Below are 19,808 nucleotides of genomic sequence, written 5' to 3'. Positions count from 1 at the left end.
GTCGTTATCCAGCCAGCCAGAGATTTCTGCTTTGGACAGGCGATTGGGCGCCATCAACGAAGCTGATTGAGCTGGTTCTCTTGCGCACCCGGTCAGGGCCGAGCCGCTAGCTGGTTTGCTGCGTCCTGCAGGCCATCGAGAATGCTGTCGGCCAGCGGCATCGAGAAGTTGGCTGGGAGCATCGAGCGCACCGCGCTGATGACCCGCGGCGTGCTTGCGATGATGTCGTTGACTAGGTGCTGGGCCGACTGGCCATTCTCTGTCACGATGCCGTGGCGAGCGCCCAGCGCCAGCCAGTGCCGGCGCTGGATGTCGCGCATCCTCCAGTGTGCATTCTTGGAACGCACGGCCATGGCCATCTTGACCTTGAAGGGCGACATCTTCGCCGGCCCCTCGCCCAGCACCGGGTAGGCCGACAGCACGTCGTACAGCGGTGTGAGCTGGTAGCGACCTCTCGGGCGCAGGAACAGGCTGAAGTTCTTGGCATGGCCATCGGTGGCGCAGAGCATCCAGAACAGCAACTGCGCCTTGAAGAAGTCGCGCCGGTCCTGCTCGCGGGCAATGGAACCGTCCAGTAGATCGAGGATGCGGTCCATGCCCGGGCCGCCATCGGCCTCATACTTGGCCTGCGGGGGCGTCCCGGTGGCCTGGCACATGTCTTCTTGCGGCTGGCGGATGAGGCGACGGTCACCAGTTGGGGACGTCCACCAGGCACGGTCGAAGCGCTCGACCACCAGCGCCTTGACGTCCTCGAACTGCATGGGTTGACAGGCCGCAACGGGCAGGCCGAACTCCTTCAGGATCAATGCACAGAGCCACTCGTTCTCAACCGAGTCACGCATGTCCAGCTTTATGCCGCCGATCAGGCCGAGCGGGAGCTTGAAGATGTGCGTGGTGGGGGCGCTGCCTCTCGGCAGGCACCAGTGCCCGTCGCTCAGTAGCAAGGCCGTCTTCTCCTGGGCGCCTGCGATGGAGATGCGGAACTCGTCGTCCTCGCCGCCCCAGCCCATCGCATTGGGTGTCGTCGTCCCGCGCAGCACCCGGGCGACTTGCGCCTCACTCAGCGGCTCGGCCTGCAAAGGGGCCGTGCCAGCGGAGGTCTGGCCTTCGGGCAGGATTTCGAGTGCGCCCACGCAATCCCGACCAATCTCGGCCAGCAGTTCGAACGCGCCGGTCGACCCGGTCCCGAAACGGCGCGCGAGGCGCTCGAGGATGTCCTTGCTGTCGGGCAGCAGGTTCTCGAAGTAGGCGTGGACTTTCGCGCCGCGGTGGGGCGCGTTGCCCGGCGTGAACGGCAAGGACAATGAGAGAGGCCGCCCTTGCTCTGACTGGGTCCAGGCCTGGTCGTACTGGAGCGTGTCCGGGGCGTTCGGCGTCAGACTCCAGCTGCCGACATAGGCCCCGTTCATCCAGAGTCCCAGCGTTCGGGTGTGCGAGCGGCGTCCCATGGCTCACCAACGGGGCTGGTTGGCGTCCGGGGGCGTCTGGCTCTGGGTCGACACAGGTTCAGGAGATGGCTTGCCCAGCGCCAGCTCCACGCCCAGAATGGTCAACAGTTTCAGCAGCCGGGCGGCGCCGACCGTGTCCGCGTTACGCTCCAGCGCGGAGTAGGTCTGTTGTGTCACGCCCAGGCGCAGCGCCACCTCGCTCTGTGTAAGACCGGCCTCCTTGCGGAAGGCCTGCAGCAGGGTGGGCAACTGTTCGGCGGTACGCACGGTGAACTGCGGCATACAACTCCTAGGCTGTTAACTGAATTTACAGCATTCAATATGTTTTTGAAGATTACCAATTAAATGCTGTAAATGCAATAAACAGCCTTCAGACTGTGAACGCACCGGAGTCAACAGGGCTTAAGGCCCTCCGTGCGCGAAGCGGGCGTCGTAGGTCGGCTCGTCGACTGGCGACAGTCTGCGGGTGGACGCCAAGCTCCTTGGCAAGTTCGACCATCAAGACGCTTGGCCAAGCCCGTGGGCGTCAGGTGGGTGGCGGCCAAGTCCTGTCGCTCGTAGCCCGCGTCCTCGAGCCACATGTTGATTTGGTACTCAATGACCGCGAAGCCCTTCTTGCGAGGTGCCTCTTCCTTCAGGTACCGGATGAGCAGGTCGGCGAAGCTGGTCTGGTGCGCCTGGGTGTAGTCAACAAAGAGGCCGGTGTACTGGTCGGCCTCGATGCGCTTTTGAATCGCCTCGGCTTCGGTGGCGGAAGCGGCAGTGAAGCCCTTGCGCTTGCCGTGCACGTAGTAGCGCACCATGTAGGCCTCATCGAGGAGGGCCACGAACGGCTTGAGCTGCTGGTCACGCAGGGTCACACAGTAGGGCTGCGCGGCTTCGGCGTGGTTGTGAGCGACGTGGCGGGCCAGGTCGTCGCGGTTCTTGACCTTGGCCTGCATGCGGGAGCAGTTCTCGATGTGAGCCATGGTTGGAGTTCCAAAAGTTGATGGAACTCCGTATAGGCAAACTTGGCTGAGATGATTCGCCCACTTTCGAGCGCGTCAATCTGTCATTGCCACCGTTTACCCACTTGTGGCACTTTTCCCAGACCAAGCGACCTGAGAAGTCGTTGATTTACAAGGAAAATTCTGGTCGGGGTGAGAGGATTCGAACCTCCGGCCTCTACGTCCCGAACGTAGCGCTCTACCAGGCTAAGCTACACCCCGATTTTTTTGAACTTCTGCCTGAGGTGCTCAAGCGTTCAAGATTCGATCTGTCGGAGATTCTTAGAAGGATCTGTCAACCGACCGAGCACAAAATTCTAGCAGAGCTTCGCGCCAAATTGAAGGGGGGAGTGAATTTAAACACTCGCGGGCGTGGTCGGCCTCACGGCGGGCGGCCTCGCGAGTGGCTTCCAGTGCGCCGGTGCTGCGCACGATCTTGACGATGTCGCTGAGGCCTTGGACCTCGCCGTGTTCGATGGCGTGGCGTATCAGGATGCGCTCTGCAGGCTGACAGCGTTCCATAGCGATCAGCAGCGGTAGCGTGGGTTTGCCCTCGCGTAGATCGTCGCCCACATTTTTGCCCAGTGCGTTCGGGTCGCCTTCGTAGTCCAGCACATCGTCGATCAACTGAAAGGCGGTGCCCAATGCCCGGCCATAGCCGGCGCAAGCATCTTCAATCTCTGGCGTGCTTTGAGCGAGCACGGCACCAAGTCTCGCGCTGGCCTCGAATAGCTTTGCGGTTTTGTAACGGATCACGCGCAGATAGCGGTCCACCGCAATATCCGGGTCATGCATATTCATCAGTTGCAAGACTTCGCCTTCGGCGATCACATTGGTGGCTTCGGCCAACACCTCCAGTACTCGCATGCGGTTCACCGAGACCATCATTTGGAAGGCGCGCGAGTAGAGGAAGTCTCCCACCAACACGCTGGCGGCATTGCCGAACAGCGCATTGGCTGTCTGCTTGCCGCGGCGCAGCGATGATTCGTCGACTACATCGTCGTGTAGCAGTGTGGCGGTGTGAATGAACTCGACCACAGCCGCCATTTCAAAGCGTTCGTGCTTGTCGAAGCCCAGTGCGTTGGCAAACAGCAGGACCAGCTTGGGTCGCATGCGCTTGCCGCCGGCATGCACGATGTAGCCGGAGATCTGATTGATCAGGGCTACATCGGAGGTCAGTCGCTGCGCGATGACGGCATCAACCTCACGCATTTCGGCGTCCAGTTTGGCTTGAACCTCGGCGACGGGGGAGGGGGACGAGGCGGACGCAGCGTGCACACTCAGCTCTCTGTTTGGCGAAGCAAGGATTATAGGAACAGCGAGGGCTCGACCGGGCTTCGGTGTGAGCTCGCGGCAGCGCTGCTGGACTGATCTTGGTGTTTTCCCAGGTGCATGCTACACTCGCGGGCTCTGCGCCGTTGACGGTGCGGGGTTTGATGCTTGCGCGCACTCGCTCGGCGGGTGCTTGCAGGTGGGTTTTATTGAAAGGGCTGATATGTACGCGGTCATAAAAACCGGTGGCAAGCAATACAAAGTTGCTGCTGGCGAAAAGATCAAGGTAGAACAGATTGCTGCGGATGTTGGCCAAGAGATTGTGATCGACCAGATTCTGGCTGTCGGAAACGGCGCTGAATTGAAGATCGGCACTCCCTTGGTTGCTGGCGCAAGCATTACCGCCACGGTTGTGGCTCACGGTAGGCACGACAAAGTGCGCATCTTCAAGCTGCGCCGTCGTAAGCACTACAAGAAGAGTCAAGGCCATCGCCAGAACTTCACCGAGCTGGAAATCAGCGCGGTGAACGGCTGATCGATAGCAGATTCTTCGTCGCCAACAGTTTCAAGGAGCTAATCCATGGCACAGAAAAAGGGCGGCGGTTCCACACGGAACGGCCGCGACTCCAAACCTAAGATGTTGGGTGTGAAGGCCTTCGGCGGCCAGACCATCTCGGCGGGTTCCATCATCGTGCGTCAGCGCGGCACCAAGTTCCATCCCGGCACCAATGTCGGTATCGGCAAGGACCACACGCTGTTTGCACTGGTTGACGGCCAAGTGTCGTTCGCCATCAAGGGTGAGAAGAGCCGTCAAACGGTGTTCGTCACGCCGGTCTGATTGACCGCGTGTATCGCTGGCGGCAGCGCTGCAGCCGTTCGCCAGCGACCTGAAGCCCCGGCTCGCCGGGGCTTTTGCTTTTTGAGGCTGCGGCAGCGGGCGAGGTCGCGCAGGCCTTGCCTTACCATAGCCCTCAAAAGGCGCAGATAAGCATATGAAGTTCGTAGACGAAGCCACCATCGATATCGTGGCCGGCAATGGTGGTGCCGGTTGTGCGAGCTTTCGCCGCGAGAAATTCATCCCCTTCGGCGGACCCGATGGCGGTGATGGCGGTCGCGGCGGCAGCGTATGGGCCGTCGGTGATGTCAATCTGAATACCCTGATCGACTACCGCTACGCACGCCGCCACGAGGCCCGTAATGGCGAGGCCGGCCGCGGCTCCGACCAGTACGGCGCGGCTGCCGACGACATCGTGTTGCGCATGCCGGTCGGCACCATCATCAAGGATCTCGAGACCGACACCGTCATCGCCGAGTTGATCGAGCCGGGAGAGAAGATGCTGCTGGCCAAGGGTGGCGACGGCGGTTTCGGCAATCTGCATTTCAAGACCAGCACCAACCGCGCTCCGCGACAGAAGACGCCTGGCTGGCCCGGTGAAGCCAAGAAGCTCAAGCTGGAGTTGCGTGTGTTGGCCGATGTGGGGCTGCTGGGGCAGCCCAATGCCGGCAAGTCGACGCTGATCACGGCCGTCTCCAATGCCCGCCCGAAGATCGCCGACTACCCCTTCACGACCCTGCATCCGAATCTGGGTGTGGTGCGTGTTGCGCCCGAAAAGAGCTTTGTAGTCGCCGACATCCCTGGCCTGATTGAAGGCGCCTCCGAAGGGGCGGGCCTGGGCCATCAGTTCCTGAGGCATCTGCAGCGCACTCGGCTGCTGCTGCATGTGGTCGATCTGGCGCCGTTTGATCCCGAGGTCGATCCGGTTGTCGAGGCCAAGGCCATCGTCAACGAGCTGAAGAAGTACGACGAGTCGCTGTACAACAAGCCGCGCTGGCTGGTGCTGAACAAGCTGGACATGGTGCCGGAGGATGAGCGTGCCAAGCGTGTGAAGGATTTCGTCAAGCGCTACAAGTGGAAGGGCCCAGTGTTCGAGATTTCGGCGCTGACCCGAGAGGGCTGTCAGCCTTTGATCCACGCGATCTATGATCATGTGGCAGCCGAGCAGCGCGTCATCGTCGAGCCGGATATCCGCTTCACACCGGCGGAGGGTGGCGAGCGGGAGCAGGCATGAGCGGTCATGCGCTGAAGGACGCGCGTCGTATCGTCGTCAAGGTGGGGTCCAGCCTGGTCACCAATGAGGGGCGTGGTGTCGATGCCGAGGCCATCGGCAACTGGTGTCGGCAGCTTGCCGCACTCGCGGGTCAGGGGCGTGAACTGGTGATGGTGTCCAGCGGCGCAATCGCCGAAGGCATGAAGCGCCTGGGCTGGGCTACCCGGCCTAAGGAGATCCACGAACTGCAGGCTGCGGCTGCCGTCGGCCAGATGGGCCTGGCCCAGATGTACGAGACCAAGCTGCGTGAGCAAGGCATGGGTAGTGCCCAGGTCTTGCTCACGCACGCCGACCTGGCGGACCGCGAACGCTATCTGAACGCGCGCTCGACGCTGCTGACCTTACTGCAGCATCGCGTGCTGCCGGTCATCAACGAGAACGACACCGTCGTCAACGACGAAATCAAGTTCGGTGACAACGACACCTTGGGGGCCTTGGTGGCCAATCTGGTGGAGGCCGACGCGCTGGTGATTCTGACCGATCAGAAGGGCCTGTACTCGGCCGACCCGCGCAAGGACCCAAATGCGCGCTTCATCGACGAGGCGGTGGCCGGCACGCCTGAGCTGGAGCTGATGGCCGGCGGTGCAGGCTCGTCCCTGGGTCGCGGCGGCATGATCACCAAGATCTTGGCCGCCAAGCGCGCAGCCGGGTCGGGTGCGAGCACCGTGATCGCCTGGGGCCGCGAGCCCGATGTGCTGCTGCGCCTGGCGGCTGGTGAGGCCATAGGCACGGCCCTTCTGGCCAGTACGCCCAAGCTAGCGGCGCGCAAGCAGTGGATGGTGGACCATCTGCAGATGCGCGGTGCGGTGACGGTGGATGCCGGTGCGGCACTCAAGCTGCGCGAGGCCGGCAAGAGCCTGTTGCCCATCGGCGTCGTCGAAGTACAGGGCGAGTTTCATCGCGGCGATGTGATCGCGGTGCGCGATCCGGCCGGGCAAGAGCTTGCCCGCGGCCTGACCAACTACTCCAGCGCCGAGGCGCGCCTGATCTCGCGCAAGGCCTCCGGCGAGATCGAGCGGCTGCTGGGCTATGCCGCAGAGCCCGAGCTGATCCACCGGGACAATCTGGTGCTGGTCTGACGGCAGGCCGCTTGGGCTTCAGTCCCCCTCGGTACTGGTCTCCGGGGGCGGGGCGCAGGGGTCGGGCTGAGCGGCCGGGCCCGAATCGCGATGCTGCGGCCGCATGCCGGCACGCAGATAGCGGTTGTGGTGGTTGATCCGCGGCAGATAGCGGGCCAACTCGGTCAGTGCCATCTGATAGACGCCGCGTTTGAACTCGATCACCGCTTCCAGCGGTACCCAGTAATCATTCCAGCGCCAGGCATCGAACTCAGGGTGGTCGGTGGCGCGCAGATTCATATCGCAATCGCGACCCATCAACTGCAGCAAAAACCAGATCTGCTTTTGTCCGCGATAGTGACCGCGCGCATCGCGTCGTATGAAGTGCTCAGGCACCTCGTAGCGCAACCAGTCGCGGGTTCGCGCGACGATGCGCACATGGTCGGGCAGCAGCCCCACTTCCTCGTGGAGCTCTCGAAACATCGCCTGCTCAGGCGTCTCACCATGCTTGATGCCCCCTTGCGGGAACTGCCAGGAATGAGTGCGGATGCGCTTGCCCCAGAACACTTCATTCCTGTGGTTGAGCAGGATGATGCCGACGTTGGGCCGGAAGCCTTCACGGTCGAGCATAATCAACCTCAAATCTTTAGTTAGATCGATTATTGCATTGGGCCGCCCTTCGGGCATTACCCTCGCTAACCCTCACACCTTTTGACTCTGCTTGGCCTTGGGCCAGGCCTCGCTCTTGCCATGAAAGCCAGCCAGTTCTTCGTCTCGACCTTGAAAGAAGCGCCCGCCGATGCCGAGGTCGTTAGCCACAAGCTGATGATGCGCGCCGGCATGATCAAGCGCCTAGGCGCCGGTATCTACAACTACATGCCAATGGGGCTGCGCGTGATTCGCAAGGTCGAGGGCATCATCCGCGAGGAGATGAACCGCGCTGGCGCTGTTGAGCTGCTGATGCCCGTGGTCCAGCCGGCCGAGCTGTGGCAGGAGACCGGCCGCTTCGACAAGATGGGCCCGGAGCTGCTACGCGTGAAGGATCGCCACGACCGCGACTTCATCATCCAGCCAACCAGCGAAGAGGTGATCACCGATATCGCCCGCCAGGAGCTGCGCAGCTACAAGCAGTTGCCGAAGAACTTCTATCACATTCAAACCAAATTCCGCGACGAGCGCCGCCCTCGGTTCGGCATCATGCGGGGCCGCGAGTTCACGATGAAGGACGCCTACTCCTTCGACCGCGATGTCGAGTCGGCCGGTCGCAGCTACGAGACCATGTACGGCGCCTACTGCAAGATCTTTGATCGTCTAGGTCTGCAGTACCGTGCAGTCGCGGCCGATACCGGCGCCATCGGCGGCGACCGCTCGCACGAGTTCCAGGTCATTGCCGATACCGGCGAAGATGCCATCGTCTACTGCCCGACCAGCGACTTCGCCGCCAACATCGAGCTGGCCGAAGCCGTGGCCTTGCTGGCCACCCGTGGCGCTGCCACCCAGCCGCTGAGCAAGACGCCGACGCCGGGCAAGAGCACCTGTGCCGACGTGGCCGAGTTGCTGGCGTTGCCGCTTACCCAGACTGTCAAGTCCCTGGTGCTTGCCACCGACGAGCTGGACGACAAGGGCGACATCAAGAAGTCCACTGTCTGGTTGCTGCTGCTGCGCGGCGATCACGAGCTCAACGAGGTCAAGGCCGGCAAGCTTGAGGGCCTGAAGGCCGGTTTCCGTTTTGCCACCGTGACCGAGATCGAGGAGCACTTCGGTTGCAAGCCGGGTTATCTGGGCCCGATCAACCTGAAAAAACCGGTCAAGATCATTGCCGACCGCACCGTCGCCCATATGGCCGACTTCGTCTGCGGCGCCAATGAGGTCGACTTTCACTACACCGGTGCCAACTGGGGCCGCGACCTGCCCGAGCCCGACCTGGTGGCTGATATCCGCAATGTCGTGGTCGGCGACCCCTCGCCGGATGGTCAGGGCGTGCTGGCCATCCAGCGCGGTATCGAGGTCGGCCATGTGTTCTATCTTGGCACCAAGTATTCGCTGGCGATGAACGCCAACTTCCTCGACGAAACTGGCAAGCCCAAACCGATGGAGATGGGCTGCTACGGCATCGGCGTGACCCGCATCTTGGGCGCGGCCATTGAGCAAAACCATGATGAGCGCGGCATCATCTGGCCGGACTCGATGGCACCGTTCACCGTCGTCCTCTGCCCGATCGGCATGGATCGCAGCGAGGAGGTCAAGGCAGCCGCGACCCAACTGCATGATGAACTGCAGGCGCTGGGTGTCGATGTGCTGCTGGATGACCGTGGCGAGCGCCCGGGGGCGATGTTTGCGGACTGGGAGTTGGTCGGCGTGCCGCATCGCGTGGTGCTCTCGGACCGTGGGCTCAAGGAGGGGCAGGTTGAGTATCAGGGCCGTCGCGATGCCGAGGCTACCAAACTGGCGTTGAGCGAGGTGCTCGGCCTTCTGAAGGGCAAGCTCAAGCTTTGAGCGGGCTGCATCGACGCGGGCTGCTGCTGGGCGCGCTGCTGGCGCTGCCCGGTGGACGGGTGCTGGCGGGCGCCCAGGTCGAAGAGCCGCTGGCAGATGCTGTGCGCTCGGCCTTGTCGGCGGCCATCGCCAACAGTGCGCCGCCCAAACCTCGTTTCGATCGGGTCGAAGACCGGCTGGCCTATCTGCGCTGGCTGGGCGAGATGAGCGAGCGGCTCAAGCGCCGGCTCTCGGAGAGCCTGACCCGCATCGAGTTCCTCGAGACCCTGTGGTACGAGAGCAAGCGAGCGGGTCTGGATCCGGCCTTGGTGCTGGGGCTGGTGCAGGTCGAGAGTGGCTTCCGCAAGTACGCGATCAGCTCGGCCGGCGCTCGCGGTTATATGCAGATCATGCCGTTCTGGGCCCGTCTGATCGGCGATGGTCAGGCATCTCGGCTCTTCCATATGCAGACCAATCTGCGCTTTGGCTGCGTGATCCTGCGCCACTATCTGGATCGCGAGCGGGGCGACATGTTCCTGGCGCTGGGTCGCTACAACGGCAGCCGTGGCCGGGCCGAATACCCGAATGCGGTGTTCGGCAACCGCAAGCGCTGGCTGATGCCCGGGGAAGTCTAGGCCTTCAGCCCAGCCCAGGCCTTGGGCTTGGCACCAGTGACGCCGGCCAGTTCCAGCACCCGCTCGGCGCTTTCGTTCACCAGCTCCTCAATGCTTTGCGGGTGGTGATAAAAGGCCGGTAGCGGCGGGAAGACGATGCCGCCCATCTCGGTGACGGCCGTCATATTGCGCAGATGCGCCAGGTTGAAGGGCGTCTCGCGAACCATCAGAATCAAGCGGCGACGTTCCTTGAGCGTCACGTCAGCCGCGCGCGTCAATAGATTGTCGCCAAAGCCGTGGGCGATGGCCGCCAGGCTCTTCATCGAGCACGGGGCGATCACCATGGCTGCTGTGGCGAAGCTGCCGCTGGCCACGCAGGCGCCGACATCGGCCGGCGCATAGGAGAAGGAGGCCTCGGCCTCCAGTGCCTTGCGGTCCAGCCCGAGCTCATGGTGCACATTGAGCACGCCGGCCGGCGTGACGATCAGATGCGTCTGCAGGCCGAGCTCTCGGCCGCGGCGCAGCAGTCGCAGCCCGTATGCCGCGCCAGTGGCGCCGGTGATGCCGACGACCAGCCTCGGTTCGTTCATTGTGCGGGCGTCAAGACCTGCTGCAGTTCGCCAGCCTGGTACATCTCCATCATGATGTCCGAGCCGCCGACGAACTCGCCGTTGACGTAGAGCTGCGGAATGGTCGGCCAGTTGGCATAGTCCTTGATGCCCTGGCGCACGCCCTCGTCCTCCAGCACGTTGAAGGTCTTCAGATCGCTGACGCCGCAGGCCTTCAGTATCTGGATCGCGCGGCCCGAGAAGCCGCACATCGGAAACTGTGCCGTGCCCTTCATGAACAACACGACCCGGTTGTTCTTGACCAATTCGTCAATGCGTTGCTGTACGTCGCTCATATCGTCTCGCCTGAAGTGGTGGAAAGCGCGCCGACTCCGAGCCGGCACATGCCGCCCATTATCGGCGAGGGCGGCGATGCCTGCCGGCCCTGGGCTTTGCCCGCTCAGTAGCTGTAGCTCAGGCCCAGTTGCAGCACGGGTCGAAAGCGCATGTCCATCAGCAGGTCTTCCAGGCTCTGCGAGCCCAGCGCGCTGCGGCCCAGGCGCAACTCTTCGCGCGGACTTGACTTGGCGAGGCCGAGATCGGCACTGAAGCCCCAGCCACCGCGCAGCGACTGGCCGGTGTAGCCGATGCCCAAATAGGAGCGAGCATGGCCGGAATCGAAACCGGGGGGCAACGCGCTGCCAAGCAGGCTGACACTGCGCTGGCCCACCGCCAGGCTTTGGCCCATGCCCAGCGAGCTGTGACCCAGTGCGAGGCCGCCGCTGCTTTGCGACAGTGTTGGCGAGCCCATCAGCAGGCCACCGGTGGCACGCAGGCCGCCTTGGGTGTTGGGGCCTAGCAGGGAGCCGGTGAGGTAGTAGTCGCCCAGAAGATTGGCGCTGAGCACTCGCGAACTCCCGGTCACACTGTCCAGCTGGCTCAGTTGGACGCGAGTCTGCCAACGCAAGGAGCCCATCTCGGGGGCGGTGATCTTCAGGCCTTCCGCCTGGGCGCAAGTGCCAGCCATCAGCAACAGCGCCAATGGCATCAGCCAGCGCGGGTTCGCGGCAAGGACATGGGCGACGGTACTCATGGCGACCTCCTCGTGAGCTGGCGCCTGAGGTCCAGGCGTAGGTCATGCTAACCCGGTCAGCGAAAATCTGCAGACCGAACTGAGGCGCTATGGGCCGGCAGTTGTGGCTTTTTGGACAGTGTCAGCCCGGCCAGCGCCCGCCGCTGACGCGGGGCTGGCCGCCGAGGTCCCGGCGACACTCGATCCGCTCGAAACCCTGGGCCGCCAGGGCTTGGCCGACCGCCTCGGCCTGGTCGTAGCCATGCTCCAGCAAGAGCCAGGCACCGGGTCGCAGATGCCCGGGCGCGCCGGTGATCAGGGTCTGCAGCGCCGACAAACCGTCTCCACCGGGCGTCAGCGCGCCCTGCGGCTCGTGGCGCAGGGCTGGCAGATGTGGGTCGGTGCCGGCGATATAGGGCGGGTTGCTCACAATCAGGTCGAAGCGGCGGCCGCCCAGCGGTCGCCACCAGTCGCCTTGCTGGAACTCGACCCCCAGCCTCAGGGCGTGGGCATTGGCGCGGGCGACGGCCAGGGCGCCAGCGCTGAGATCGACTGCCGTAACGCGGGCCTGCGGATGCCGGTGCTTGAGCGCGAGCGCGATCGCACCGCTGCCGGTGCCCAGGTCGACCAAATCCGGCTGCGCCAGTCCGCGGGCCTGCAGCAATTCCAGCGCCCAATCGACCAAGACTTCGGTATCGGGCCGAGGCACCAAGGTGTCAGCATTGACCCGAAGGCGCAAGCCATGAAATTCCTTGTGCCCGCACAGATAGGCCAGCGGCACGCCCTGCAGGCGCTGCTCCAGCCAGTCCTCGAATCGGCTGGCCTGCTCCGCACTCAACAGGTCCTGGTCGTGCGTGATGAGCCAACTACGGTCGCGGTCGAGCAATTCGGCGAGCAGCAGCTGCGCTTCGAGCCGATCCAGCCCGCGCTCACGCGACAAAACCAGGGCGGTGGCCACGCTCAGACTCACCGGCCCTCCAGGCTGGCCAGTTGCTCTGCTGCCTGGGCCGCCTGCAGGCCCTGGAACACATCGTCCAGGTCCCCGTTCATGATGGCGTCCAGCTTGTAGAGCGTCAGATTGATGCGGTGGTCGGTCAGCCGGCCTTGTGGGAAGTTGTAGGTGCGGATGCGGTCGCTGCGGTCACCCGAGCCGATCAGGCTCTTACGCTGGGCGGCCTCCTTGGCGGCGCGCTCGTTCTTGTCCTTGTCGCGCAGCCTGGCGGCCAGCACAGCCATGGCCTTGGCCTTGTTGCGGTGCTGGCTGCGGTCATCCTGGCACTCCGCAACCAGGCCGGTAGGCAGATGGGTGATGCGGATCGCGCTGTCGGTCTTGTTGACGTGCTGGCCGCCGGCGCCACTGGCACGGAAAGTGTCGATGCGCAGCTCGGCCGGGTTCAGCTGGATCTCCTCGGCCTCGTCGGGCTCGGGCATCACCGCCACGGTGCAGGCGCTGGTGTGGATGCGGCCCTGGCTTTCGGTGGCGGGCACGCGCTGCACGCGGTGGCCGCCGGACTCGAACTTCAGCCGGCCATAGACCTGCTCGCCCTCGATGCGCACCACCAGTTCCTTGTATCCGCCAAGGTCGGAGTCGCTGGCCGAAAGGATCTCGGTCTTCCAGCCCTGGCGCTCGGCAAAGCGCAGATACATGCGGGCCAGATCGCCGGCAAAGAGGGCCGATTCGTCGCCGCCGGTGCCGGCGCGGATCTCCAGGAAGGCCGGGCGCTCGTCATCCGGGTCCTTGGGCAGCAGGGACAACTGCAGGGTCTCGTGCAGCCGGGCGATGTCTGCCTCGGCGGCCGCAATCTCCTCGCGCGCCATCTCCGCCATGTCCACGTCGGCCAGCATCTCGTGCGCCGTCGCCAGATCGGCCTCGCGCTGCTGGTACTGGCGATAGTGGCCGACCAGGGTCGATGCCTCGGACTGTTCCTTGCTCAGCGCGCGGTAGCGCTTCATGTCGGCGGCGACCGAGCCCTCCGCCAAGATGGTGTCCAGCTCGCTCAGGCGATAGGCGAGGCGTTCGAATTGCTGGCGCAGCGAGTCTTTCATGGGGGGCGATGGCGGTGGAGCTGAAGGGCCGGCAGCGGCTGCCGGGACGGGCCTCAGAACCGCTAATGCTCGGCCGCAGAGTCGAAAGTGCCGCGCGGGCTGCTGCGCAGGAACAGGCGAGAGACGGTCTGCGCGAGTTGCACGCGCTGCTCGCCGTCGCTGGCATGCAGTTCGGCCAGTGCGCCGTGCAGCATTTTCTGGGTCAGACCGCGCGACAGCGCTTCCAGCACCGCGTCGACATCCTCGCCGCGCGCTAGCAGCTTGCGGGCCCTGGCGATCTCATGGGCGCGCCACTCGTCGGTCTGTGCGTTCAGGGCCTGGATCAGCGGCACTGTGTGGCGCTGACCCAACCAGTGGACAAAGCTCTGCACGCCGCTCTCGATGATGGCCTCGGCCTGCTGAACGGCGGCCTGGCGCTTCTCGCCAGCGCTTTGCACCAGCGTCGAGAGATCGTCCACCGTGTAGAGATAGACATCGTCCAACTGCGCGACCTCGGGCTCGATATCGCGCGGCACTGCCAGGTCGACCATGAACATCGGCCGGTGCTTGCGGGCCTTCAGCGCGCGTTCGACAGCGCCCAAGCCGATCAGCGGGAGGCTGGAGGCGGTACAGGAAATCACCGCATCGAACTCATGCAGGCGCTGCGGCAGATCGGCCAGCCGGATCGCCTCGGCGCTCAGATGGCCGGCTAGCTTCTCGCCGCGCTCCAGCGTGCGGTTGGCCACGGCCATGGTCTTGGGTGCCTTGGCGGCGAAGTGTGTGGCCACCAGCTCGATCATCTCGCCGGCACCGACAAACAGCACCTTGATCTTGCTCAGGTCCTCGAAAAGCTGCGAGGCCAGGCGCACCGAGGCGGCCGCCATGCTGATCGAGTGCGCACCGATCTCGGTGGAGCTGCGTACCTCCTTGGCGACCGAAAAGCTGCGCTGGAACAGCTGGTGCAGCGTGCTGCCCAGGGTGCCGGCCTGGTCAGCCTCGCGCACCGCCTGCTTGAGCTGGCCCAGGATTTGTGGCTCGCCCAGCACCATCGAGTCCAGCCCGCTGGCAACGCGGAAGGCATGACGCGCGGCGGCACCGCCTTCCATCACATAGGCATGGTTCAGCAAGGCGCTGCTGCCGACGCCGCCGACCCGGGCCAGCCAGTCAACGGCCGGCTGCACCATGGCCGCACTGCCGGCCACATAGAGCTCGGTACGGTTGCAAGTGGAGAGCAGGGCGGCCTCGGTAACGGCTGCGGTTTTGCGCGTCTGCGCGCTTTGCAACTGATCCTTGAAGCCCAGCAAGGTCGGGGCCAGTTGTTCGAGCGAGAACGCAAAACGTCCACGCAGATCCAGCGGCGCGGAGTTGTGATTCAGACCAAGGGCGAACACGCTCATGATGGGATTATAAAATTCGGCGTTCGGCTGTGCCCCGGCGGGGCTGTTGTGGGGCGCACATGCGATTGATGTGCATCAATTCCAAGCCACTTTTTCTTCTTCTCTACTCTTTGGCAAGCCCAGGCTTATGAATCTGCTGGACGTCGTATGGCACCTGGGCAACTTCCTTGCGCCCGCTTGGTTTGTTGCCGCACTGACGGCGTTCGGACTCAAACTGCTGTGGCGCCGCGAACTCAGGACCCTGGCTTGGCGCCGCCTGGCGCTGTGGGGCGCGCTGGGCGGCTGCCTGGGTCTGGTCGCGGCCCTGTTGCTGCTGGGTCGCGACGGCAAGATGCTGGGCTATGCCTTGATGGTCGTGGCCATCGCGCTGCCGCAATGGGGACTGACGCTCAGGCGCTAGCGTCTTCGGTTATCAGGACCTCGGCGCGCAGCGAATGTGCAAAAGCCTGGGTAATGCGTACGTCGATCAGTTGGTTCATCAGCCGCGGTGCGCCCTTGAAGTTGACGATGCGGTTGCACTCGGTGCGCCCCATCAGCTCGCTGGCGTCCTTGCGGGCATTGCCGGTCACGAGGATGCGCTGGGTCGAGCCGACCATGGTCTCGCTGATCCTCACGGCATTGGCCTCTATTGCGGCCTGCAGTTCTTGCAGGCGACGGACCTTGACGTCGTACGGCGTCGTGTCCTCCAGGGCTGCGGCTGGCGTGCCGGGGCGCGGGCTGAAGATGAAGCTGAACGAGGCATCGAATCCGACCTCATGCACCAGCTTCATCAGCTTGGCGTGGTCGTCCTCGGTCTCACCGGGGAAGCCGACGATGAAGTCGCTGGCGATGCGGATGTCCGGCCGGATCGCGCGCAGCTTGCGAATCGTGCTCTTGAACTCCAGCGCGGTATAGCCGCGCTTCATGGCCATCAGGATGCGGTCACTGCCATGCTGGACCGGCAGGTGCAGGTGGTTGACCAGCTGCGGCACCTTGGCATAGGCCTCGACCAGACGCTGGCTGAATTCGTTCGGATGGCTGGTCGTGAAGCGCAAGCGTTGGATGCCAGGGATCTCGGCCGCGTATTCGAGCAGCAGGGCCAGGTCGGCGTACTCGCTGGTGTCGCCCATCTTGCCTCGATAGGCATTGACGTTTTGCCCCAGCAGATTGATCTCCATCACGCCCTGGTCGGCCAGGCCGGCGATCTCGGTCAGTACATCCTCGAAGGGGCGCGAGACCTCCTCGCCGCGCGTGTAGGGCACGACGCAGTAGCTGCAGTACTTGGAGCAGCCTTCCATGATGGAGACGAAGGCGCTGGCGCCCTCGACCTTGGCCGGCGGTAGATTGTCGAACTTCTCGATCTCGGGAAAGCTGATGTCCACCTGCGGGCGGCGCTGCTCGCGTCGGGCCTCCAGCATCTGCGGCAGGCGGTGCAGGGTTTGCGGGCCGAACACCACATCGACATAGGGCGCGCGCTCAATGATGGCCGCGCCTTCTTGCGAGGCGACGCAGCCGCCGACGCCGATCAGCACGCCCTTGTCTTTCAGATGCTTGACCCGGCCCAGGTCGCTGAACACCTTCTCCTGCGCCTTCTCGCGCACCGAGCAGGTGTTGAACAAGATCAGGTCGGCCTGCTCGACGTCCTTGGTCTCTTCATAGCCCTGGGCCGCGCCCAGCACATCGGCCATCTTGCCCGAGTCGTACTCGTTCATCTGGCAGCCAAAGGTCTTGATGAATACTTTCTTCGTGTCGCTCATGCTGGCCTCTCTCAGCGCTTGGTCCAGGTCTGTGTGGCCGGCTCGAAGGCCCAGCTCGCGGCTTCTTGCGGTGTGCGTGGCCAGGTCTTGTTGGCCAGCTCGGCCGGGTTCAACACCCAGACGTCCATCAACATGCCCGACGAGGGCTCCATCGTGTAGTGCACGATGAGCTTCTGGCCGGCGACGCTGGCGGGCTGCAGCAGCATATGGGTTTCGCCGCGCAGACGGGCGCCGGGCGCCAGCCGGGCGGGCTGGCCGTTAAGGCTGATCTGAGGTGTTTGCAAGACCACCAGCTCGCCGCGCAGCGCCTGCACGGGGAAGGGGCGGTGCACCTGGGCCTGAGCCGAGATGCAAACGGTGCTGGCCGCGAAGGCAAGAAGAGCACAGCGGTACATGGTATGTGTCCAGTGGCTGCGTTGATCGGATAAAGCAAAACGGCCCGAGGGTTGCTCGGGCCGTTCACTTATTTTGGTGGCGCTTCAGGGATTCGAACCCCGGACCTGCGGATTATGATTCCGTCGCTCTAACCGGCTGAGCTAAAGCGCCTCAAGCCCGCCATTCTAGCGAGCTTTTAGGAGACAATGCAAGCCCCTCCCGGCATGTTTTTGAAAAATGTGCCTTGCTCTCTAGAGAAGCGTATCGATGTTCAGTTTCTTCAAGAAGAAGTTTGGTTCTGCTTCGGCCCCTGCGCCGACGGAGGCGCCCGTGGTGGTGGCGGACGTGGCGGTCGAGCCCGTTGTTGAGCCGGTCACCGCCGAAGCGCCGCGCAAGAGCTGGTTGGACAAGCTGCGCCAGGGTCTGCGCAAGACCGGCTCCAGCATCGCCCAGGTCTTCACCGGCACTCAGATTGATGACGCGCTGTACGAGGAGCTTGAGGCCGCGCTGCTGATGGCTGATGCCGGTGTCAAGGCCACTGAGTTTTTGCTCGAGGATCTAAAGCGCCGCGTCAAGGAAGCCAAGGCTGCAGATCCGGCCGCTGTACGCGGCTTGCTGATCGAGGCGCTGACCGACCTGCTGCGCCCGCTTGAGAAGCCTCTGGCGGTGGGGCAGCACAGCCCGACTGTGATGATGGTGGTCGGCGTCAACGGGGCCGGCAAGACCACCAGCATCGGCAAGCTGACCCGCCATCTTGCCGACGCCAACGCCAAGGTGCTGCTGGCCGCGGCCGATACCTTCCGCGCGGCGGCGCGAGAGCAGCTGTCGGTCTGGGCCGACCGTGCCCAGGTTGAGATCGTCAGCCAGGAGGGCGGCGACCCCTCGGCCGTGACTTTCGACGCGGTGGTGGCCGGCCGCTCGCGCAACTGTGATGTGGTGCTCGCCGATACTGCCGGCCGCCTGCCGACCCAGTTGCATCTGATGGAGGAGCTCAAGAAGATCAAGCGCACCATCACCAAGGCCCAGTCCGATGCGCCGCACGAAATCCTGCTGGTCGTTGACGGCAACACCGGCCAGAACGCGCTGAGTCAGGTCAAGTCCTTCGACGATGCGCTGGGCCTGACTGGCCTGATCGTCACCAAGCTCGATGGCACGGCCAAGGGCGGTGTGCTAGCGGCGATTGCGCGCGAGCGCGCAATCCCGGTGTACTTCGTCGGCGTGGGCGAGAAGCTGGAAGACCTGCAGACCTTCAATGCCCGTGAGTTTGCACAGGCGCTACTGGAGTAGCTCGGTTTCTGGGTTCACTTCATGCCGGGCGGCATCATGCCCCCCAGGCCCTTCATGCCGCCCATCTTCTTCATCATCTTCATCAGGCCGCCGCCCTTCATCTTCTTCATCATGCCCTGCATCTGGTCGAACTGATTCAAGAGGCGGTTGACCTCTTGGATCTGCACACCGGCGCCCGCTGCGATGCGGCGCTTGCGGCTGGCCTTGCTCTTGCCGTCCATCAAAAGGCTGGGCTGGTGGCGTTCCTTGGCGGTCATCGCATTGAGGATGCCCTCCATGCGCTTCATATCGCGCTCGGCCTTGTCCATATCGCCCTGGCCGGCCTTGGCGGCCATCTGGGCGGGCAGCTTGTCCATCAGGCTTGACAGGCCGCCCATCTTCTTCATCTGCGAGATCTGGGCCAGGAAGTCGTTCAGGTCGAAGCCGTCGCCGCTCTTGAGCTTGTTGGCCAGCTTCTCGGCCGCCGCCATGTCCACGCCCTTGGTGACCTCCTCGACGAGGGCGACGATATCGCCCATGCCCAGCACGCGGCCGGCATGGCGCTCGGCGTCGAAGACCTCCAGCCCGTCGATCTTCTCCGACACACCGGCAAACTTGATCGGCGCGCCGGTGATCTGGCGCACCGACAGCGCGGCCCCGCCGCGCGAGTCGCCGTCCAGCTTGGTCAGCACGACCCCGGTCAGCGGCAGCGCATCCTTGAAGGCTTTGGCGGTGTTGATTGCATCCTGGCCCTGCATCGCATCGACGACAAACAGCGTCTCGACTGGGTTCAGCACCGCGTGCAGGTCCTTGATCTCGGCCATCAGGGCCTCGTCGATCGCCAGGCGGCCCGCGGTGTCGACCAGCAGCACCTCAAAGTGATGCTTCTTCGCGTAGTCGATCGCGGCCAGCGCGATGTCATGCGGCTTTTGATCGGGTGTCGAGGGGAACCACTCGGCGCCAGCCTGCTTGGTGACGGTCTTCAGCTGCTCGATTGCGGCCGGGCGGTAGACGTCGGCCGAGACCGTCAGCACCTTCTTCTTGCGTTTCTCGATCAGGTGCTTGGCCAGCTTGGCCGTGGTCGTGGTCTTGCCAGCGCCCTGCAGACCGGCCATCAGGATCACGGCGGGCGGCTGGGCTGCGAGGTTGATGTCGGCGATGCCCTCGCCCATCGTCGCGATCAGCTCCTTGTGTACCACCGAGACCAGCACCTGGCCGGGGTTCAGCGAGCCTACCACCTCCTGACCTAGCGCCTTCTCCTTGACCCGGGCGATGAAGTCGCGCACCACCGGCAGGGCCACATCGGCCTCCAGCAGAGCCATGCGCACTTCGCGCAGCATCTCCTGGACGTTCGTTTCAGTGATGCGGGCCTGGCCACGCATCGTTTTCACGAGCTGGCTCAGGCGATTGGTCAGATTGGAGGCCATC

22 protein-coding genes and 2 tRNA genes are annotated in these 19,808 nt (G+C 63.9%); 8 read left to right on the top strand and 16 right to left on the bottom strand.

Annotated features, from left to right (window positions below; translation table 11 throughout):
* Positions 1–92 precede the first annotated feature (92 nt).
* The 5 genes from OOZ63_RS05800 to OOZ63_RS05780 form a co-directional block, all read right to left on the bottom strand.
* Positions 93–1,448 carry a type II toxin-antitoxin system HipA family toxin gene (locus OOZ63_RS05800; RefSeq protein ID WP_266004474.1) on the bottom strand — a complete coding sequence of 452 codons (1,356 nt, stop codon included), beginning with the start codon at positions 1,446–1,448 and terminating at the stop codon, positions 93–95.
* 3 nt (positions 1,449–1,451) lie between these two features.
* On the bottom strand, positions 1,452–1,730 hold the full coding sequence (locus OOZ63_RS05795) for a helix-turn-helix domain-containing protein (protein WP_137941548.1): 279 nt from the start codon (positions 1,728–1,730) through the stop codon (positions 1,452–1,454).
* Between the two features lie 110 nt (positions 1,731–1,840).
* Complete coding sequence (locus OOZ63_RS05790) at positions 1,841–2,416, bottom strand: hypothetical protein (protein ID WP_266004472.1); 576 nt, start codon at positions 2,414–2,416, stop codon at positions 1,841–1,843.
* A 163-nt stretch (positions 2,417–2,579) separates the two neighbouring features.
* Positions 2,580–2,656, bottom strand: a tRNA-Pro gene (locus tag OOZ63_RS05785).
* A 60-nt stretch (positions 2,657–2,716) separates the two neighbouring features.
* A complete protein-coding gene (locus OOZ63_RS05780; protein ID WP_266004470.1) occupies positions 2,717–3,646 on the bottom strand; it encodes a polyprenyl synthetase family protein in 930 nt (309 codons plus the stop codon).
* Between the two features lie 283 nt (positions 3,647–3,929).
* On the opposite strand from OOZ63_RS05780, the gene rplU reads away from it, so the two are divergent.
* The 4 genes from rplU to proB all read left to right on the top strand — a co-directional run bounded on the left by rplU (position 3,930) and on the right by proB (position 6,893).
* Positions 3,930–4,241 (top strand): 50S ribosomal protein L21, encoded by a 312-nt coding sequence (rplU, locus tag OOZ63_RS05775; RefSeq protein ID WP_137941551.1) that lies wholly within the window; start codon positions 3,930–3,932, stop codon positions 4,239–4,241.
* Positions 4,242–4,286: 45 nt separating this feature from the next.
* Positions 4,287–4,544: a 50S ribosomal protein L27 gene (gene rpmA, locus OOZ63_RS05770; protein ID WP_124447444.1), complete on the top strand. Its 258-nt coding sequence runs from the start codon at positions 4,287–4,289 to the stop codon at positions 4,542–4,544.
* 154 nt (positions 4,545–4,698) lie between these two features.
* Positions 4,699–5,775, top strand: coding sequence for a GTPase ObgE (gene obgE, locus OOZ63_RS05765; protein ID WP_266004469.1), 1,077 nt, complete (start codon positions 4,699–4,701; stop codon positions 5,773–5,775).
* Positions 5,772–6,893, top strand: a complete 1,122-nt coding sequence (proB, locus tag OOZ63_RS05760) for a glutamate 5-kinase (protein WP_266004468.1) — start codon at positions 5,772–5,774, stop codon at positions 6,891–6,893. Before obgE ends, proB begins: the two co-directional genes overlap by 4 nt.
* 18 nt (positions 6,894–6,911) lie before the next feature.
* On the opposite strand, the gene OOZ63_RS05755 is transcribed toward proB, so the two are convergent.
* Complete coding sequence (locus tag OOZ63_RS05755; RefSeq protein WP_262971270.1) at positions 6,912–7,502, bottom strand: RNA pyrophosphohydrolase; 591 nt, start codon at positions 7,500–7,502, stop codon at positions 6,912–6,914.
* 120 nt (positions 7,503–7,622) lie between these two features.
* Here OOZ63_RS05755 and OOZ63_RS05750 point away from each other — a divergent pair, with 120 nt between their 5' ends.
* Together OOZ63_RS05750 and OOZ63_RS05745 are read left to right on the top strand one after the other, a co-directional pair.
* Positions 7,623–9,368: a proline--tRNA ligase gene (locus tag OOZ63_RS05750; protein ID WP_266004467.1), complete on the top strand. Its 1,746-nt coding sequence runs from the start codon at positions 7,623–7,625 to the stop codon at positions 9,366–9,368.
* 5 nt (positions 9,369–9,373) lie between these two features.
* Positions 9,374–9,982 (top strand): lytic transglycosylase domain-containing protein, encoded by a 609-nt coding sequence (locus OOZ63_RS05745; RefSeq protein ID WP_266004713.1) that lies wholly within the window; start codon positions 9,374–9,376, stop codon positions 9,980–9,982.
* Here the strand turns inward: OOZ63_RS05745 and OOZ63_RS05740 are convergent.
* From OOZ63_RS05740 to hemA, 6 genes are all read right to left on the bottom strand, one after another.
* Positions 9,979–10,551, bottom strand: coding sequence for a UbiX family flavin prenyltransferase (locus OOZ63_RS05740; RefSeq protein ID WP_266004466.1), 573 nt, complete (start codon positions 10,549–10,551; stop codon positions 9,979–9,981). The two genes, OOZ63_RS05745 and OOZ63_RS05740, sit on opposite strands and share 4 nt — an antisense overlap.
* Complete coding sequence (grxD, locus tag OOZ63_RS05735; RefSeq protein WP_266004464.1) at positions 10,548–10,865, bottom strand: Grx4 family monothiol glutaredoxin; 318 nt, start codon at positions 10,863–10,865, stop codon at positions 10,548–10,550. The genes OOZ63_RS05740 and grxD overlap by 4 nt, the downstream gene beginning before the upstream one ends.
* Positions 10,866–10,969: 104 nt before the next feature.
* Entirely contained in the window at positions 10,970–11,602 is a 633-nt protein-coding gene (locus OOZ63_RS05730; protein WP_266004463.1) for a hypothetical protein, read from the bottom strand.
* Between the two features lie 121 nt (positions 11,603–11,723).
* Complete coding sequence (gene prmC / locus OOZ63_RS05725) at positions 11,724–12,545, bottom strand: peptide chain release factor N(5)-glutamine methyltransferase (protein WP_266004712.1); 822 nt, start codon at positions 12,543–12,545, stop codon at positions 11,724–11,726.
* 2 nt (positions 12,546–12,547) lie between these two features.
* Positions 12,548–13,627, bottom strand: a complete 1,080-nt coding sequence (gene prfA, locus OOZ63_RS05720) for a peptide chain release factor 1 (RefSeq protein WP_266004462.1) — start codon at positions 13,625–13,627, stop codon at positions 12,548–12,550.
* A 62-nt stretch (positions 13,628–13,689) separates the two neighbouring features.
* Positions 13,690–15,003, bottom strand: a complete 1,314-nt coding sequence (hemA, locus tag OOZ63_RS05715) for a glutamyl-tRNA reductase (RefSeq protein WP_266004461.1) — start codon at positions 15,001–15,003, stop codon at positions 13,690–13,692.
* A 127-nt stretch (positions 15,004–15,130) separates the two neighbouring features.
* Here hemA and OOZ63_RS05710 point away from each other — a divergent pair, with 127 nt between their 5' ends.
* Complete coding sequence (locus OOZ63_RS05710; RefSeq protein WP_266004460.1) at positions 15,131–15,403, top strand: hypothetical protein; 273 nt, start codon at positions 15,131–15,133, stop codon at positions 15,401–15,403.
* Here the strand turns inward: OOZ63_RS05710 and miaB are convergent.
* From miaB to OOZ63_RS05695, 3 genes are all read right to left on the bottom strand, one after another.
* Positions 15,393–16,739, bottom strand: a complete 1,347-nt coding sequence (miaB, locus tag OOZ63_RS05705) for a tRNA (N6-isopentenyl adenosine(37)-C2)-methylthiotransferase MiaB (RefSeq protein WP_266004459.1) — start codon at positions 16,737–16,739, stop codon at positions 15,393–15,395. The two genes, OOZ63_RS05710 and miaB, sit on opposite strands and share 11 nt — an antisense overlap.
* 11 nt (positions 16,740–16,750) lie before the next feature.
* Positions 16,751–17,134 (bottom strand): hypothetical protein, encoded by a 384-nt coding sequence (locus tag OOZ63_RS05700; protein ID WP_266004458.1) that lies wholly within the window; start codon positions 17,132–17,134, stop codon positions 16,751–16,753.
* A 74-nt stretch (positions 17,135–17,208) separates the two neighbouring features.
* A tRNA-Met gene (locus OOZ63_RS05695) sits at positions 17,209–17,285 on the bottom strand.
* Positions 17,286–17,381: 96 nt separating this feature from the next.
* On the opposite strand from OOZ63_RS05695, the gene ftsY reads away from it, so the two are divergent.
* A complete protein-coding gene (gene ftsY / locus OOZ63_RS05690) occupies positions 17,382–18,401 on the top strand; it encodes a signal recognition particle-docking protein FtsY (protein ID WP_266004457.1) in 1,020 nt (339 codons plus the stop codon).
* Between the two features lie 14 nt (positions 18,402–18,415).
* Here ftsY and ffh read toward each other — a convergent pair whose 3' ends face one another.
* Positions 18,416–19,807: a signal recognition particle protein gene (gene ffh / locus OOZ63_RS05685; protein WP_266004456.1), complete on the bottom strand. Its 1,392-nt coding sequence runs from the start codon at positions 19,805–19,807 to the stop codon at positions 18,416–18,418.
* Position 19,808 lies beyond the last annotated feature (1 nt).

Source organism: Paucibacter sp. PLA-PC-4, assembly GCF_026241155.1.
In the GTDB taxonomy this organism is placed as follows: Bacteria; Pseudomonadota; Gammaproteobacteria; order Burkholderiales; family Burkholderiaceae_C; genus Roseateles_E.
This window is presented reverse-complemented; position numbering and strand designations above follow the sequence as displayed.

What these genes read in the sequence shown, in the direction of transcription:
- OOZ63_RS05800 (WP_266004474.1), bottom strand. Translation starts at nt 1,448, where the DNA reads ATGGGACGCCGCTCGCACACCCGAACGCTGGGACTCTGGATGAACGGG.
- OOZ63_RS05795 (WP_137941548.1), bottom strand. Translation starts at nt 1,730, where the DNA reads ATGCCGCAGTTCACCGTGCGTACCGCCGAACAGTTGCCCACCCTGCTG.
- OOZ63_RS05790 (WP_266004472.1), bottom strand. Translation starts at nt 2,416, where the DNA reads ATGGCTCACATCGAGAACTGCTCCCGCATGCAGGCCAAGGTCAAGAAC.
- OOZ63_RS05780 (WP_266004470.1), bottom strand. Translation starts at nt 3,646, where the DNA reads ATGCGTGAGGTTGATGCCGTCATCGCGCAGCGACTGACCTCCGATGTA.
- rplU (WP_137941551.1), top strand. Translation starts at nt 3,930, where the DNA reads ATGTACGCGGTCATAAAAACCGGTGGCAAGCAATACAAAGTTGCTGCT.
- rpmA (WP_124447444.1), top strand. Translation starts at nt 4,287, where the DNA reads ATGGCACAGAAAAAGGGCGGCGGTTCCACACGGAACGGCCGCGACTCC.
- obgE (WP_266004469.1), top strand. Translation starts at nt 4,699, where the DNA reads ATGAAGTTCGTAGACGAAGCCACCATCGATATCGTGGCCGGCAATGGT.
- proB (WP_266004468.1), top strand. Translation starts at nt 5,772, where the DNA reads ATGAGCGGTCATGCGCTGAAGGACGCGCGTCGTATCGTCGTCAAGGTG.
- OOZ63_RS05755 (WP_262971270.1), bottom strand. Translation starts at nt 7,502, where the DNA reads ATGCTCGACCGTGAAGGCTTCCGGCCCAACGTCGGCATCATCCTGCTC.
- OOZ63_RS05750 (WP_266004467.1), top strand. Translation starts at nt 7,623, where the DNA reads ATGAAAGCCAGCCAGTTCTTCGTCTCGACCTTGAAAGAAGCGCCCGCC.
- OOZ63_RS05740 (WP_266004466.1), bottom strand. Translation starts at nt 10,551, where the DNA reads ATGAACGAACCGAGGCTGGTCGTCGGCATCACCGGCGCCACTGGCGCG.
- grxD (WP_266004464.1), bottom strand. Translation starts at nt 10,865, where the DNA reads ATGAGCGACGTACAGCAACGCATTGACGAATTGGTCAAGAACAACCGG.
- OOZ63_RS05730 (WP_266004463.1), bottom strand. Translation starts at nt 11,602, where the DNA reads ATGAGTACCGTCGCCCATGTCCTTGCCGCGAACCCGCGCTGGCTGATG.
- prfA (WP_266004462.1), bottom strand. Translation starts at nt 13,627, where the DNA reads ATGAAAGACTCGCTGCGCCAGCAATTCGAACGCCTCGCCTATCGCCTG.
- hemA (WP_266004461.1), bottom strand. Translation starts at nt 15,003, where the DNA reads ATGAGCGTGTTCGCCCTTGGTCTGAATCACAACTCCGCGCCGCTGGAT.
- OOZ63_RS05710 (WP_266004460.1), top strand. Translation starts at nt 15,131, where the DNA reads ATGAATCTGCTGGACGTCGTATGGCACCTGGGCAACTTCCTTGCGCCC.
- miaB (WP_266004459.1), bottom strand. Translation starts at nt 16,739, where the DNA reads ATGAGCGACACGAAGAAAGTATTCATCAAGACCTTTGGCTGCCAGATG.
- OOZ63_RS05700 (WP_266004458.1), bottom strand. Translation starts at nt 17,134, where the DNA reads ATGTACCGCTGTGCTCTTCTTGCCTTCGCGGCCAGCACCGTTTGCATC.
- ftsY (WP_266004457.1), top strand. Translation starts at nt 17,382, where the DNA reads ATGTTCAGTTTCTTCAAGAAGAAGTTTGGTTCTGCTTCGGCCCCTGCG.
- ffh (WP_266004456.1), bottom strand. Translation starts at nt 19,807, where the DNA reads ATGGCCTCCAATCTGACCAATCGCCTGAGCCAGCTCGTGAAAACGATG.